This window comes from Veillonellaceae bacterium, from assembly GCA_025992895.1.
Lineage (GTDB): Bacteria > Bacillota > Negativicutes > Veillonellales > Dialisteraceae > Dialister.
Genome location: DAJPGA010000001.1, coordinates 268,677 through 286,689, shown reverse-complemented (window position 1 = coordinate 286,689; position 18,013 = coordinate 268,677). Strand labels below are relative to the sequence as shown.

At 52.8% G+C, this 18,013-nt stretch carries 5 protein-coding genes; 4 read left to right on the top strand and 1 reads right to left on the bottom strand.

Features of this window, described 5'->3' with window-relative positions; genetic code table 11:
- Positions 1-470 precede the first annotated feature (470 nt).
- The 4 genes from OIM03_01010 to OIM03_00995 all read left to right on the top strand — a co-directional run bounded on the left by OIM03_01010 (position 471) and on the right by OIM03_00995 (position 17,312).
- Positions 471-3,179 (top strand): hypothetical protein, encoded by a 2,709-nt coding sequence (locus OIM03_01010; GenBank protein HJI72862.1) that lies wholly within the window; start codon positions 471-473, stop codon positions 3,177-3,179.
- Positions 3,180-3,263: 84 nt separating this feature from the next.
- Positions 3,264-3,962: a helix-turn-helix domain-containing protein gene (locus OIM03_01005; protein ID HJI72861.1), complete on the top strand. Its 699-nt coding sequence runs from the start codon at positions 3,264-3,266 to the stop codon at positions 3,960-3,962.
- 29 nt (positions 3,963-3,991) lie between these two features.
- Positions 3,992-4,834, top strand: coding sequence for an IS3 family transposase (locus OIM03_01000; protein ID HJI72860.1), 843 nt, complete (start codon positions 3,992-3,994; stop codon positions 4,832-4,834).
- Positions 4,835-4,973: 139 nt separating this feature from the next.
- Positions 4,974-17,312 carry a hypothetical protein gene (locus OIM03_00995; GenBank protein ID HJI72859.1) on the top strand — a complete coding sequence of 4,113 codons (12,339 nt, stop codon included), beginning with the start codon at positions 4,974-4,976 and terminating at the stop codon, positions 17,310-17,312.
- 545 nt (positions 17,313-17,857) lie between these two features.
- On the opposite strand, the gene OIM03_00990 is transcribed toward OIM03_00995, so the two are convergent.
- Entirely contained in the window at positions 17,858-17,983 is a 126-nt protein-coding gene (locus OIM03_00990) for a hypothetical protein (protein ID HJI72858.1), read from the bottom strand.
- Positions 17,984-18,013 lie beyond the last annotated feature (30 nt).

Genomic DNA, 18,013 nt, shown 5'->3' with positions numbered 1-18,013 from the left:
GCGGAGTAAGGTTGTTTGGTTTTTTACGAGCAACGCGGGGAAAATGAACCCCTTTCAGCGCATGCGCGCCACTTTCCCCTGACGGGGACAGCTTATCGCGGAACGTCATTCTCACTCTCCATCAAAAATTTTTAATTCCATTCAGTGGAAAGAAATAAATATTTATAACATTTGTATACTTTCGTATACTGTTTTATCAGTTTTTGAAATCATACACTTAATTTATACGAGTATATCCTTTCAAGGCAGTTTTTTGGGGATAATGAGCTGATTCATATGGAATTGCCTTGGATGGGATGTATGATTTTCCTGTTTGGGAAGAATTGTAGATTAAATTTTAGCCCTCGTGCCTGATTTTGAATGAGACAGGAGGTGTGGCGGCTGGCGTCGGGAAGGCGCCGGGGGCATGACGGGCATTTGTGCTCCTGCGGATTCCGGGAAGAATCTGGCGGGAAGAAGGAGTGGAGTGTATGAAAAAAGGTAAGCAAACGAAGCTGTCAACGAAGATTTTATTGGGACTTCTGGCGGCAGGGATGACATTCGGCATGACGGGAACGGCGCAGGCAGCAGATCCGACTGCCATTGGCGACATCGAAGACAAGGTGATTACGGATAACTGGTTTGGCACTTACGACGGCAAGGATGACAGCGTCACAGTCGGCAACGTGAAAAATAACAGCTTGACCAATGAAAATACGGAAGTTGCCGGTGGCGGTATTTATCTGCAGGGGCATTATGACGAGACAGCGAATACTGTAGTTGCCATGCAGGCTGCTTTTAATGAATCCAATATTTCCGGAAACACGCTGACGGGAACCGAGGGACGTGCATCTGGCGGCGCTGTGGCGCTGAAGGGTGTCAATGCCGTATTTAATGATGCAGTGATTACGGGCAACAAAGCGACAGGCAGTACTTTTGCCCATGGCGGCGCTATTTTTGCAGACTATAAAGGAAATTATTTGAAAGAAAAAGTTTATTATACGATTCCAAGTTCTGCGGTATTCAATGTGACTAAAGATGCTGCTTTCACTGGAAATGATATCGAGGTCACCAGTGGCGATTATACGAGCTGGGATGAATACGGTGCTGACTATGTCGCACCTTCCGGCGGCGGTTTCCTCGCACTGGCCGGAAATACGTCGGCTGCGTTCAATATTTCTGACGGAGCTACTTTGACGATTGGCAAGGAAACACCGGCCACATCGAATGAAGATACGATTGCCAGTGCGCTTGTTGTGAATGGCAGGACGGACGTGACAGAGCCATCCATCACGAAAAAGGGCGATGGTACACTGACGATCAACAGCAATCTTAATCGGTACTATGGCACGTTCACTCAGGAGGCAGGTACTGTCAATCTGAATCAGGAACTGAACCTGGCAAATAAGTACGAGCTCAAGGGCGGCACTTTGAACTTGAAGGATGTCGTTATTGACGACCTCTATGACAAATTATCGGCTGAAGGGTTTGAAAGTACGAAATCAGAAGATGAGGAGACATTGACCATTACGTCCGTCGACTACTTGGGATCGTACGAACGAACCATAGAAGATTCCGTCGGCATACTTGATACCGCGTCCGGCACGATTGTCAATGCAGAAGATGTCATTGTCAAAGACGGAGGGAAAATTCAGACCGCATTGGGCGCTCTGAACTTTGATTCCCTGACGGTTTCAGGCAAAGACTCTGAAGTCATTGCTTCCGGCGAGACCACGATCAAAGGAGACTTTTCTGCCAGCGATGGCGCATCCGTCATAGCCAATGACCTGAGCGTCAGCGGTGCCATAACAGTTTCCGATGGTGCGGATGTAACTATAGGAGGCAGCTGGCTTGTCGTGGGACAGACAACCGTTGATGAAACGAGTAAACTGCACCTTAGCGTCGACGCAGGTCTTGTAAAAGACGCTGTTGTCCAGGCAGACGGCCTTCTGGATGTAAGTGGAAATTTAACTGCTGATGGTGCCACAATCAATGCCCAGAATGCAACGATTGGCGATGGAGATGGCGGTACAGTGACAGCGGAAAATGGCTCTACCGTTACCCTCGGCGGCGATGATCTCACGCTGAGCGCGATCCATGTCGTTGATGCAGACAGCCAGGTCATCCTCCAGAGCGGCACCCTTGGGGTAGACGCATTGTCGACAGACATTACCGGCGAAGGTAAAGTCACCATCACGGAAGATGCCGTTCTCCAGACCAAGGCAGCTCAGGTATTCACGAATACAGAAACAACTGAATTCTCTGCTCAAGGTAATGACTTCAGCGATGCAGCCAAGGCAAAGATCAACTTCGAGGGAGGCACACTCGCCCTGGAAGACAATTACACCCCGGCCTACCTTTCCGATGTAAAGAGTACTCTCGAAAAATCTGCTGAAAATACCACGCTTTTCATGTCAGGCACGCTTATGGCAGAAGGCACTGGACAGAATCGCATTTCTGCCAATGATGCAGGCAATCTTGGTGAGAATATCACCCTCGACCAGGTCACTGCCACATCCTCTTCCGATGTCGTGATTGGTGCTGACGAAGGTGAAATTGACGGATTCTCTGTAGGCACACTGGCTCTGTCTGGCGATGCCAAGAGTGTTACCGTATCCGATGGCAAGACGCTGACTCTTGGCGGAACAACAACAAGCGATGTCATTACGGCAACGGCAGGCACGCCGACCATCAACCTCACGAATGACGGCACACTGAATATCGGGAATGATTTCGTTGAAAACAATCATGAACTGAATGTCGGCGCTGACATCCATGCAGAGGACAGCACAATCTACACGAACGGAACGACCACCATCACCGGCGCTGTCAGTCTGGCAGATTCCGGCCTGTCATCCGAAATCGGCAGCCTGACACTGGAAAAAGCTCTCACCACATCCGGTGAAACTGGAATTGCAGGCACAGTGACCGCGGAAAAGGGAATCACATCCACAGAAGAAGGCACTATCGTTAATGTGGGTACAGAAGATAAAACCGCTGAAGTCACATCGCTGGCAGACATCGATGTTGGCGAGACCGGCACTGTGGTTGTCAATGAAGGATCCATCCTGAATGTAGGAGATGCAAACAGTACAACCATGACCGTCACAGGAAATCTGGCGGCTGATGGCGGCAATATCAATACATACGGCACAGCTTCCGTCAGCGGCACAACCACTCTGGGCGACGGATTGGTATGATTCAACAAGAAAGACAGAATAATATCATAAATATATTAGGAGGTCATTCTTATGCCATGTAAAACCAAAGCGTCCCCGGAGGAAATGTTAGACCAGATTGCTTCATATCTCTATCAGGGTGTTACGATTACCCAGGCAGCTGAAAATCTTCATATGAGCCGCATAACATTCAGGAAATGGGTCCTCCGGTATAAAGAGGAGGGCTTTAAGGGATTGCGGCCCAGGCAGCATTTGTCTTACTACTCCAATCAGATGAAGATCCAGGCCGTAAAGGAATATCTTAAAGGCGGTGTTTCCATGCTTTCCGTCTGTGCCAAATACAGAATTTCCGGCACACTCTCCCTTAAAACATGGATTGAGGCGTATAATGAGCATAAGTTGACAGACCTCGTTTCTGAAGGAGGAGATCTTATGGGCAAACGCCAGCAATCGGTCAAGGAAGAGCGAGTCAGAATCGTTCAGGAGTGCATCGCCAGTGGATGCGATTATAACAAGATAGCCAAGAAGTACAACATGTCCTACCAAACGCTCTACACATGGGTAAAAAAGTTCAAGGAAATGGGCGAAGTTGGTCTTGAGGATTACAGAGGAAAGCCGATCAGGCTCCAAACGCCCCGGACCGAAGAAGAACAGCTGCGTCAGGAGAATGCCAGACTTCTTGAAGAACAGAAGGATCTTATAGCAGAGATTGCCCTGCTAAAAAAAAAGATGGAGATAGAGGAAAGGTTGCGTTCCTCGAAGGATTCAGCCTTACTCACCTTCTCAGAGATTTTAAAGCCATAAAAGAAGTCCATGAAGAAACCAACATCTCCATAGAAAGTCTCTGCCGACTCTCAAAGGTCTCCCGGGCAGCTTATTACGGATGGCTGAATCATATTAAGAGCGGCCGTGAACTGCTGAGAGAAAAGGTCGCACAGGAGGTCATGAAAACCCATCAGGAATATCCGGATATGGGATACCGCCGGATTAACGATTGGATCAAGAAGGATGACAACATCAATATAAATGTAAGCGACAGTCTGGTTCTTCGTATCATGCGGATACTTAATATTAAGTCCGTGATCAAGTACAAGACCGATGGTTGCACTCGTAACGCAAAGGATCCAAAGTACATTTTTGAAAACCTGCTGAACCGTGACTTTGATGCCGGCGTGTCCAATGCAAGATGGATGACGGATGTCACTGAATTCAAGTACACAACTGCTGATGGAGTTTTGCACAAGTTATATTTAAGCGCGATTATTGACGGCCATGATCGCCGGATTGTCTCTTATGTCATCGGCGACAGGAACAATACTGCACTGGCTTTTGAGACAATGGAAAAGGCACTTAAAGAGAATCCTGGAGAACATCCAATGATTCATACCGACCGCGGATTCCAGTATACAAGCAACGGATTCCATAAGATTGTTGAAAAAGCAGGACTGGTTCACAGCATGTCCCGTGTAGGCTGCTGTGCAGACAACGGTCTGATGGAAGGGTTCTGGGGAATGCTGAAGCGCGAACGTTACTACACACGTAAATTCACCAGCCGTAAAGCAGTGGTAAGCATGATCAACGGCTACATCTACTTCTACAACAACAAACGCATTCAGCGCAAATTACATCTTTTAGCTCCAATGGAAGTATTCAACGCAGCTCCAATGGCTGCATGATTAAGATTAAAGTACGATTAGATTTTTTATGATATTTATTTGTCTGTATTAACAAATCCGCACCACTGTCACCATCCGAAGCAACGCGTACAACAACCTTTCGGGAAATGCGTCCGGATCGGGCGGCGGCATCGTCAATGTGAGCGATACAGCGGCTGCTTCGGATACGAGACTTGCGACAGATACGAAGAATACGATCAGCGGGGACTGGAAAGCGCTCCTCTTCACGGCTTCGGCCACGAACAGTGACGATATAAGTACGACGGCAGACTCCCTTTCTGCAGCGGTCATCGGCGCCAGCGGCACGGACGTGAAGACGAATATTTCCCATGCTGCTGCCATCGATGTCACAGGAAATATCGAGACGACAGGCGGGCAGACGTACCGCGCCGTCAATTCCGTGAACCATGATGTCAAACTTCTCGGAAACGGCTACGGCGCTGTCAGCATCAATTCCAATACGATGGACAATACGCTTTCCTACAAGACTTCCGTCAACTTGCATAATGCCAGCCTTTCTTCGGAGGACGGGTCGCTCGCGGTCCTTGCCCGCACGGAAGGCAAGATGAATTACAAGAACCAGATGAAGAGCGCCGGCGCCATTCCTTCCACGAATGCGCACAGCACCAATACGCTGACGTACGATAACAGCGTCCTCGCATCGGATGTGACGATGAGGACATTCTCGGAAGATCAGGATATCGTCCTGGCCGCAACGGACAATACGGATGCAACATTTGCGACGCTCGCGGATACGCAGGGCGGCGCGGTGGGCGCAGCATCGGCGGTCACGGAAAATACCCTCTCCCGTTCCAATACGACATCCTTCACGGGAGGCCTTCTGGAGAGCACGAATGATGCCGGCCTGTATGCAGGCTCTGATGCAGACGGTATCAGCTCTTCCCTGGACTACAACATCACGGCCGACGCATACAACAAGACGGCAGTGCCGATTCACACGAAGCCCTCTGTTTCCAATACCATGAGCCAGGCAAACCATGTCCTTGTGGACGGCACCATCCGCTCCGTACGCCATACGAACCTCAAGGCGGACGAAGGATTGACGACGGTGGCAGAGAGCGCCGTCGAATACAATAACTACACGAAGGACGGCGGGCAGGGCTCCATCACCTCGACCGCAAACGGCAAGAGGAACAGTCATGAGACGACGGACAACTATGTCGAAATCGGGGCGGCAGGCTCTGTCCTGGCGGGCATCCATACGGACCTCGACCTTCTGATTGAAGGAAATGCCGTGTACAACGCAAACGGCGAAACCGTGCAGGAAAATGGCGAAGCGACCGTGGTGCCGACCTTCAATCTCGATAACATCTATGCTTCCGTCAAGGACGGGCAGGACTGGTTCAATCCCGGCGACATCACGATCGGCAGGGTCACCCTCCATAACGACCTCATGGCGCGGTATCTCGACATCAGCGCCAAGAAAGGCCAGTACGACCCGGAATCGAAGGAAGCGAAGGGCCTCGATCAGGAACTCGACGATATCATAGAGCTCATGAAGATCAACGGCTTCGTCAAGAATGATTCCATCATTGATGAAATGGAAGTCGCTGCCATTACGCTGCCTGCGATCGTCGTTTCTGGCGGCAATGTCAATATCGAAGCAGACAAGGTCAAAGGAAGCGGAAGCATCACGGCGCAGGGCGCCAACTCGGTGAATGTGACGAGCACGAGCAACCTGTACCTGAAGACCGACGACATCGTCATCAAGGACAAAGGCGGGGAAATCCGCTATAAAGGCGGCGTCATCGCCAATGGCGAAGCGCTGAGCGAGTTCGCAGGAAGCGTTTCAAGCAGCAGCGCAGACGGCGCCGAGCCTTCCATCACCATCACATCGAAGGGAAGCCAGCTGAAGGCGCCGCTTCCGGATGATCCGTCGAAAACGATCACCGTCACCACTCCGGATATCGGCATCTTCGGCGCAATCCGCAATGCAAGCGGCGACGTTTCCATCAATAACAGCAATGGCAGCATCCTGGTCGACAGCAAAGCCGTCGTCAGCGGAAGGAATATCAAGCTGCATACCGATCACGGTGCCGTCAGCCAGATCAGCGACGGATGGAACCTTGTCGGCAGCGATCCCGTTACGCGCTGGCAGTTCAGCGATTCGATTGCAGAGAAAATCCAGCAATACCTCACCAAGGCAGCCAACCTTGGATGGAATGTATCCTGGCTGACCAGCCAGGGGAACTACGATGCATACAAGGCGAACCTGCTTAAATTCGGCGCGGCTGAGCTGAATCTGACACCGGGCGAGCTCGATACGATCCGCAATGCGTCGGATAATGCCGAAAGAGGCATCGTGGCGGAAAAGGACGTATACCTTTCCGGCAAGAATGTCATCATCAATGGCCTGATCCAGAGCGGCTACGGTACATACAAGACGGTACTGACAAGCGCAGACAAAGCGCGCGTCAATGATATAGAAAAACGCTGGAAAAAGAACATGCAGGCCCTGACCGACGAGCGCGTCCTCAGCAATTCGGACTACATCGTCAATGAGGGCGGCTCCTACTACAATGCAGAAAGCGGCCAGTGGGAGTATGAGGTCAAGATCTACTACAACCCGGATACAGGAAGGCTTCTTGCTGAAAACCTGGAACCGGTCGGCGGCGGTATCTACATTACAGGCGCTATTGCCAGCACGAACGGAAGCGGCAGGCTTCTTGCCATGGACGGCACACCGGATATTTCCATCGACACGACGGCCGTTGACAAGGAACTGATGCTGAATACGATTGAAAATCATCGCCTGGGCGGCCGCATCAGCATTCAGGATACAGCCCTGAACACGAAGACGGTCCTGATGACATCAGACGGGATCATCCATACCAGCGTCAGCGCCATCGATGGTTCAATGGCTTCTCAGAATCGTATAACGGGCAGCGGCAACACCGTTCTTTACAAGCCGGCAGAGCAGCTCCTCAACTGGACCGGAGGCATTTCGGGCAGCAGCACCGGCGTGGATTACCAGTACACCAAGAAGTTCCTCGCCTGGGGATTCCTTCCCTATGCAAAAAGCAATACATTCATCAATGACGCTTCCGTAAGCGGCGGGAAAGTGCAGACATCCTCATCGACCACGGTGGGAGACAAGAATCTGGAATCCGGGCAGTACATCTCCATGGGAACGCAGTCTCCCCTTTACTCCAGCACGACGACAGTCACGCAGAGCGGCGAAACGAAAGTGACGCCCGTCGTTGTCGATAAAAGGTACAAAGGGAAATGGGGCAAGGTCTTCGGATACGGCACAGCCTACTACACCTGGAGGGAAACGAAGGATACCTCCACCAGCACGACCTATTCCATCAAGGCAGACTTGCCCATCAGCGCAGGCTTCATCAGCGGCAGCAAGGACACCATTTCCATCAGGGCGGACAAGGATGTTTTCCTGTCCGGCAATATTTCCTCCGGCACATCGGACGGAACTGTCAGCCTGGAAATCCAGAACGGCGGCGTCATCTCCGACGGCGGCGCGAGGGTCGTGACGGACCATCTGAATGTGTCCGCCAAAGACGATGTCTTCCTGATGCACAGCGCCCTTGGGACCGATGCCAGGGTATCCCTGGAAAGCACGAACGGGACTTCCTCGCTCTATTCGGATAAGGGAAATCTGACCGTCACGAAGGGACATGCAGGAGGCGGTGAGTTCACCATCCAGTCTGCAGGAAATCTGAAGACGGAAGGAAGCACAGCCATTACAAGCGACAGGATCACCCTCGAAAGCACCAAGGGCTCCATCCATGTCATTGCCAATGCGGCAGTTTCTCCCAAGAACAGCGATCCGCTCTGGGCCAGCATCAATGCGGACGCTGCCGGGGATATCCAGATCACAAATACCAACGGCAATATGCGTGTAGGTCATATCATCAGTCATAACGGCAATGTCACTCTCACGACGAACGGCAGCTTTGAAGACGCGACAAGCGGCGGCACGATTTCAAGCAGCACCGACAAGCTCCAGGAGTGGGAAGACATGGGCCTTATTAGTGATGCCGAAGATGCGGCCAGCCGGAAAGCGGCGGCAGAAAGCGCCAGGGCAGAACGCTGGGAGGCCATTGAAGCAAGGGGCGCGCAGCTGGCGCAGTCCTCTTCCCATACGATGGAAAACTACGAAGCGGCTGCTACCGCGTATGCGGAGGCTTTCGCCAGCGATGCTGACATGCAGGCGGCCAAGACGACCTATGAAAAGATTGTCAAAGCCAATCCGGGCAACCAGCTCGCTCTCGACAATGCCTATAAAGACTTTGACGCTGCCCGCAAGACCTTCCTTGAGGGGCTCGGCTATTCAGAAGAAACGGGATACACGGAAGAAGAGCGTGATTTCATCATCAATGCCGGCGAAATCAAGGGCAGCGATGCTTACGGCTGGAGCCGGAACGATCTTCTCTATGCGATCCAGAATACAGTTCTCAATTCGAAGCCGAGAGATGAAATCCTCACGGTGGATTCCCCGAATGTCAAAGGGAACAACATCACACTCAATGCAGGATACAATATCGGCGCCAATGCAGCGCCTGTCACGATTTCCTATGATGAAATCAATACGCTTGAAAACCTCAGGATCCTCTCAGTGGCCGATGCAGGCGACCTCACATGGGATGATGATAAGAATATGCTGACCATCCGCCAGCAGAGACCTCTGACGATCCAGACGCCGGGAACAGTGACGCTCCACTCGAACATGAATGGTGCACCGGGCGCAGGCAGCGTGTACCTGGCCGGCGTCAAGAACACGACGCTCAATGTGACCGGCACGATCCATACGGATGCCGACGTCAAGCTCCTGAGCGACCTGGGCATCACTATGAACTCAGGCAGCATTACGGCACATAATCTCATCGTGGAAGGCGGCAAGGGCGACATCGGAAGCGCGGACAATTACATCGAGACGGACCTTGCAGGAAGCCTTGATGCACGCACGGCAGGAAATCTGTACATCCATCAGATGGCGCTTGGCGCTGCGCCGGCCCGGGCACTGACCGTACAGAGCATCGATGCCGGCCATGTAGTCCTTGATTCGGATGCAGGCATCGTCATGACGACGGAAACAGGAAAAACGATGGGCTATATCGATGGCGACATCATCGAGCTCAAGACGAAGGACGGCGCCCTCGGCCTTGCAGCGGATGGCCTCCGCATCCGGAACAATGGAGGCATCCTCACGGCGGAAGCAAAAACGGACGGACAGGGCATCTACCTCTCCGGCAAGGAATCCGGCGCGCTCAAGCTCTCGGAAGTGACTGCCGGCGGCGATTTCAAGATCGAAAGCGAAGGGACCGTCGATGCAGGCGTCCTTGCCAATGAAGAAGCAGGCATCTCCGCAGTATCGAGCACGATTGCGGCAGACAATGTTTCCTTCAAAACGCTGGGAGCCGTCCATCTTGTCAACGGCACCATCGAAACAGCAGAGACGGGCGATACATCGCTGGAAGCAAGCGGCGAAATCACACAGAATACGAACCACACGATCCAGTCCGGCTCCCTCACCGTCAAGGCCTCCGGCGGTGTCGATATGGAAACGAATACGAGCGGCACGGCCAACAAGTTTGGCGTCATCAATCTGACGGCTTTGGCAGCGGATAAGGACGTCCTCATCGAAAACGCCCACGATACCAGCACCACCGTCAATATCACAGAAGGAACCACGACAAACAGCATTACCGTTACGAACAACAGCGCGGCCGACTCCTCGAACGTCATCATCCATGGGGCGGGCACCGCTGAAACATACATCAGCATCAATAATGAAAAAGGCACCATCAAGACAGACAGCGACCTCACGGCCAAGGGCGGAAGCCTTACCCTCTCGGCAAAAGACGGCATCACAAATGAAGGAGCCCTTGCCGGAAAAGACGGCGTCTCCATAACTTCTGCGGGCGGCACCATCACCAATAAGGGCGAAGTCTCCTCCTCGGCAGGCAGCATCTCCATGGAAACAACCAGAAACATTGAAAACGACGAGGCAGTCACGGCCAAGACCACGGCAGTGATTACCTCTTCGGCAGGCACCATTTATAACAAGAAAGCCGTCAGCGGCGAGACGGGCGTCACCATGAGCTCGGCATCTGCGCTGACCAATGACGCAGCTGTCAGCGCAGTTTCTGGCAGTATTTCCATGGAAGCCACGGGAAATATCCAAAACAGCGGGGACGTGACTGCCAAGAACGAGATCAAGCTGAACTCGACGGGCGGCAGTCTTATCAATTCCGGTGTCGTTACATCCTCGGCAGGCAATGTCGATATGGACGCATCCGGAAACATTGAAAACGCAGGGGCCGTCAATGCCAAGACGACAGCGGCCATCACCTCCTCTAGCGGAAGCATCCACAACAGCCTTGCTGTCAGCGGCGAGACGGGCGTTACCATGAACGCTCATACTACGCTTGATAATGATGCGGGCGTCAGCGCAGTTTCCGGCAGTATTTCCATGGAAGCTATAGGAAATATTACAAATATCGGAGACATCGGCGGCAAGGATACGATTACGATGAACTCTGCGAAGGGCAATCTTGTCAATGGCGGATCTGCCGACAGCCTCGGCACCGGTGCTGTTTCCTCTACGGCAGGCGGTATCGATCTGGATGCCTATGGAAGTATTCAGAACTATGAGGACGTCACAGGTGCGCTTTCTGTCACGATGACAGCCGCCAATGGAAGACTGGCAAACATGAATGACGTCACCTCGTCGGGCGGAAGCATTACCATGGAGACGCCAAAGGAGGCAGTGAACCAGGGCCAGGTGAGCGGCAGGGACGGCGTCACGATTTCCGGAGACACCGCTGACAATATGGATACAGTATCCTCTGCGCTCGGCGGCATCTCCGTAAGCACAAGGAGCATCCTTGTCAACAGCAAGGACGTCACCGCCAAGACGACCGTGAGCCTGATTTCTTCAGAAGGATACCTCCGCAATAAAGGAAATGTCAGCGGCGAGACGGGCGTTGTGATGGACGGAGATACTGTCACCAATGACAAGGATGTCAGCGCCTCTTCCGGAAGCATTTCTCTGACTGCCGATAAGAATGTGACACAGGAAGGCGCACTGGATGCATCCGGTGATGTGAGCCTTGCAAGCGAAACAGAAGGCCATGTCGCTCTCCATGGCGGCCTTTCGGCAGGCGGCCTGGCAGCCTTTACAACAAAGGACGGCAGCATCTATGTCGGAACGGATACGCTTTCCAGCAATCTTTCCGCCGGGACGACGGTCAGCATGACAGCCGGAAGCGGCGGAGAAATCAAAGTCTACGGCGATACGTCATCCAAGACAGGCACGACGCTTAAGGCAACTGGCGCGGGCGCTGTCAGCGTCACAGGAAATCTTGCGGCTTCGGGAGAAGGCAGTGTCAATGTCACTTCCGAAACCGGCGCTGTCACCTTGACCGGCGATGTATCAAGCGGCAAGGCCGTCTACGTCAAGACGACAAGCGGCGACATCAAGCTGACCGGCGATGTCACGACCGACTCGCCTGAAAAGGCAGCAACACAGGCCGAAGAAACACCGGCCAGGGCCAAGCGGATCCTCCGCGCGCCGATTGCAATCCCGCAGAATGGATTCATCGTAGAAAGCGGAACAGGCACCATCACTGCGAACGGTGACATCACGGCGGCAGGCGGCCCTGCATCGCTTGTGACAGATACCGGCGACATCAATTACACCGGCACCATGAGCACATCGGGAGACATTCTTTTCCAGACACGCCTTGGAAATATCCATGCAGGCGGAGAGGATAATGCAAGCTCCCTCACTTCGACGGGAGGAACGGCCGTCCTTCAGACGACAGGAAATACGACGGACGGAAAAGGAAATATCATCCTCTACGGAAGCGTATCCTCCTCTGGCGGCACGACCCTTTCTACCAATGAAGCAGGCAATATCATTGTCAGCGGCAGTCTCCTCACGACCGGCGAAGGCGATGTCACGGCAAAGACGAAGAAGGGCATTATTTCCCTTGCTGCCGGTTCAGCTGCCGATCCGGTCATTGCAAGCGGCAAGGACATCATTCTTGAGACAGAAAACGGCGGGATTTCTACAACAGGAAGCATGACCGCCGCCAAGGGCATCACGGTCGATGCCGGAGAAGCCAGCGTTGTTTTGACTGGCACTATCGAAGGCAAAGACGGTCTTGTCACGATTCATGCCGCTGATGCGGATAATGCCGAGAGCCTTGGAAACATCGAGGTCTACGGCAATGTCACGTCCGGCACAGGCGCCGTTTCCATAACGACCGATGGCGGCAGCATTACGCTTGGAAAAGCAGAGGCACCGATTGGAATCAAGGCAGGAACGACTGCGGACATCGAGACAGACAAAGGAGACATTACCATTGGCGGCGTCCTGACGACAAAGAAAGGAGCGAAGATCCTCGCCAGAACGAAAGGCGATCTTAGTATCAATGGCAAAGTGGCTTCCGAAGGCGGAAACGTCGAAGTCACGACACCGGAAGGAACGATTTCCCTGGCAAAGACCGACTCTCTTGGCACCATCATTGACAGCGCAGGCACGGCTCTGATCGATACCGATGCAGGAAATATCCTCCTTGACGGAAATATTGAAAGCGCGCTTGCCGCCACCATCGATACGGCCAAAGGGTACATCAGCCAGGCAGGCGATATCCTTTCCGGAGGCCTCCTGACAATCCATGCATCCAACCCTGATGAGGACGAAACAGCAGGAAATATCACCCTCAAAGGCAATGTCATCTCGAGCGGCGACGCTGTCTCCATCACGACCGATGACGGAAGCATCACCATCGGCGAAAACAAGAAGACGAAGAAAGTCATCGCCAAGAAGGGTATCAATCTCCAGACGAACAATGGCGATATCACTATGTATGGCGGTGCGGAATCTGGAGGAGATACGACGATCCAGACCACAGAGAGCGGCGACATCGACATCACGGGCAAACTTGCGGCCACAGGCGGAAGCGTCAGCGTCCTCACAGAGGACGGCTCCATCAGCCTTTCCGGTGAAGGGGAGGACCCCGTCATCGACAGCAGTCTTAACGCAGCCGTTGGCACCGGCACATCCGGCGATATCGACATCACGAATTCCATCAAGGCAGAAGGGAAGGCAGCGATCACAACCTATGACGGCAGCATCGCCCTTGAAGGCAGCACAGGAACGAAGAAGGGCATCCTCGTGGAAGCAAAGAACTCCGGAGACGTCAGCATCACGGGAGATCTCTCCAGCCCGAATCAAGTTCACAGCCTTACCGAAGGAAATATCACAGTATCGACCGCCAAAGGCGACATCGACGTCACAGGCAATGTGGACGCGTACAATAACGCAGAACTTTCAGGACTGGAAGGCCACGTGAACCTGACCGGCGATATTACCTCCGAAAGCCGCAGTGTCTGGATTTCTGCATCCGACCGCAATGCTCTGGACAAGGATGATGGAAATATCAACATCCAGGGCAGCATGACGGCCCCGCGCAATCTCACGGTAGCAACGAACAACGGCAGCATCCAGATCAGAAGCGATGCGGAAGAAAAAAGCCTCACGTCCTCGTCCCTGCTGATCAAGACGGACAATGGAGATCTCGACATCTACGCCGCTATGGAAACAAGCGACGATCAGACCATCAAGGCCGAGGAAACCGGCAATATCCGCATCACGGGCCATATGGCAGCGGCAGGAGATGGAACCGGCGCAGTACATATCCTGGACAATGAAGGAAGCATTGATATCATCGGAGACGAAGAAGAGAGTACCATCTACGCAGGAAAGGGTGCTGAGATCCGAAGCACCCTCGGAGACATCGAAATGGAAGGAAGCATCCTCGCAGGCGGGGATACCTCTATTTCTACAGCCCAGGGTTCCATCGGCTATGACGGAAATCTGGAAACGACGGAGGGAAATGTCACCATCGAAGCTCATGATGAGGATGTGGATCCGGATGCAGGAAATATCGACATCATTGGCGACGTGACAAGCGCAGGAGCGTTGAGCCTTATGGCCGAAAACGGTTCGGCTGTGATTACAGGAAATCTTCTGGCCAAGAACGGCCTTGCCTCCATCACCGCATCCGGCAGCCCGGATGACGAAGAGCAGGGAGACGTCCTCGTTTACGGGGATGTCACCTCGGATGCAGGAGACGTTTCCATCGGGACCAATTACGGAAGCATCCTTATCGGAACAGAAGATGAACCGGCCTCCATCTCCGCGGCAACGACAGCAACTATTTCCAATGGCGAAGGCTCGATTGCAATCCATGGCGATGTCAGCTCCAAAGAAGGCACGACCGTCAAGACAACTTCCAGGGGCAGCATCGACGTCAAAGGAACGCTTGAAACGACCGGCGAAGGCGATGTAGAGGTCCTCGTCAAAGAGGGAGATATCCATCTTTTGAACAGGGGCGAAAAACCCGCCATCGCAAGTACCCATGATGCCTATGTAGAGACAAAATCCGGCAGTATCGCCGTCACCGGAGACGTCAGTGCGGCAAACACGGCATCCCTGATTTCCACGGGCGGAAAGATCAGCCTCACAGGAAACATGGAAGGGACTGCCGGAAACGCCGTCATCCATGCATCTGATGTGGAACCGGCCGAAGACGTCAAGGGCGATATCGAAATCAAAGGCAGCGTCACAGCCGGAGATCTCCTCAACGTTTCGACCGACAACGGACATATCATGGCCGGCACGGAAACGGAAAAGAGCACACTTTCGGCCGGGAATACGGCCATGATCCAGACCGGAACCGGCGATATTTCCATCTACGGAACGGCAGGATCGGTGAGTGACATGGACATCGAAGCGGCCAAGGAAGGTAATATCCTCGCCAAAGGAAATATTTCCTCCGACGACGGGACCGTCAGCGTACATACAAAGAAAGGAGCGATCGACCTCACAGGAGCCCTTGAAGCAGGCGGCGATATCGGCATCCGTTCGGAAGAGGGAGACATCTCGCTTTCCGGAAACGCTTCGGCAGAGGGAAGCATCCTTGCAAGCACGGACGCAGGCAGCATCGCCCAGACTGGAGGAAACCTTGAGGCAGGCGCCGACATGACCATGAAGGCCAATGAAGGGTCCCTCGATATCGGCGGCGCGCTCACCTCTGAAGACGGAGTCATTTCCCTTGCTACGACAGACAGCGAGGGAAGCACCACTGCAGGAAATGTGACCGTACGCGGCAAAGTAACAGCCGGACATGGTTATATCACAGCCTCTGCCGATAATGGAAATATCGAATTCCTGGGCGCAGTCACCGCAGGCGGTGATGTTTCTGCAAGAACGGAAGAAGGAAACATTCATTATGGCAGCACCATCCAGAGCGGGGCCAATATCGACCTTGAGACCGCAAAGACGGGAAATATCACGCTGGACGGCACCGCCGATACGGCCGGCAGGATCGATGTCAACGTTGATGAGACAGGAAGCATTACACTCAGGAGCGATCTGACCTCCGGATCCGATGCGCGCTTTGCAACCAACAACGGCAGCATCTTCTTTGAAGGTCTCGATACCGCATCCGAAGACATCCACGTCACTTCGAAGGAAGGAAACGTCGAACTGATGACGACAGGAAATGGCGATATCAGGGACGGCTGGCTGGAAGATAACGGCGACCATGCCGTCATCAAATCCGAGGGCGGCGACCTCACCATCACGCACACCGGCACCGGCGATATCGACCTCTACTCCCTCTATGCCCTTAAGAGAGCAGGAACGGACGTCAAAGATGGCGACATCGTCATCGATACCGTAGACGGAGACGTCGTAGCCATCATCACAAGAAACCCTGACAAAAACGGAGAAGCCACACATATTACAGCAGGCAGCCGGCTTGAGACTTCCGGCACGCACATCGACATCGGAAGCATCGCTCAGCGGGAAGGTTACGCAACCCCGCTCGAATTCGCATCAAGCGGAGCCAGCGATGATCGTCCGATCGAAAACTTCGTCATCGGAGACCTCAAAGGAGGCACTGAACTCGTATTCGACCATCTGTGGATGAAGAACGGATATGTTTCTGTATCTGGCGGAACCATCGAAATCGACAAACTCTACGTAGAAGACAGGGCCTACTTCAGTAACGGCACCATGAGCACCCAGGTCTTCGGCACCACCCCGATTGCGGACAGGAACATTTCCACCACCTACTGGAACAACACGAGCCTGAACCGGCCGGGGACAGACCTTGAAACCTGGCTCAGCGACGGTAACCCGGGCAGATGGATGTACCTCCACTTTGACGGAGGGGCGAACACCCAGATGAGCAACGGAAACCTCGTGGAAGTCAAACCATACAACCATGTCTACAGCCAGAGATACAGCATGGCTGAAGAAATGGCCAGAGAAACAGGCAAAGACGGCATGACCATGAGAATCACCAGGTACAACCCGGGCCGTGCCAAATTCGACCACGAAGACCTCGTAGACACGAGCCAAATCGATGCAGCCATCGAAGACAAAACAGAAAAGAAAACAGAAATCAAAGTAGAAGAATAAGGAGGATAAGGAAGGAGCCATGACAGATGCAAAACATCTGCCATGGCTCCTTTTGATGTGGGGAATTAATATTTCTCCCGAACGCTGCTAACACTCGACTTCCCAGACGGGGAAGGTGCCTATATAAGTTCAAAACAAAACCATTGATTTTTCATTTCTCATCGCAAGCTGCCCCCAACGGAGGGAAGTGCCCGAAGGGCGAAAGGGGTGCAGTTTCTAAAAAGGGGCGGATAGGGTTAATTATTCATTGGTTTTTATAAAAGGTTCCACGAGCGAAGCGAGGTTTGCCTGTTTTCCCTTTGCGAAGCAAATAAGTGGTGTTGACCTTCCCAGACGGGGAAGGGAGTATGGTAGGGGAAGGGGTACGAAAGGTCCAAAACAAATAAGATTGGAAATCTTTTCTTTATTCCTTGCGAAGCTGCCACCTTCGGGGGAAGTGGACTGTATACCAGTTGAATCTTCTGTAATATCGGTAATGACCCAATTGTTCTGTACAGGCCGAAAGGGGTGCAGTTAATAAGTAAAGCATATTCCTTTTGTGGCGGTTAGGGTTGATTTCCCACAGCCTTCAGACTGGTCGTTTGGTTTTTTCCTTTCTCTTTGTTGTCCGGTTTTCCTTTATACTTTTCTTTTTTCATGGTTTTATCCTTCCCCAGTTTTTTCTTTGCCATCCCTTTTCTTTTTTATAATCGCTATCCTTT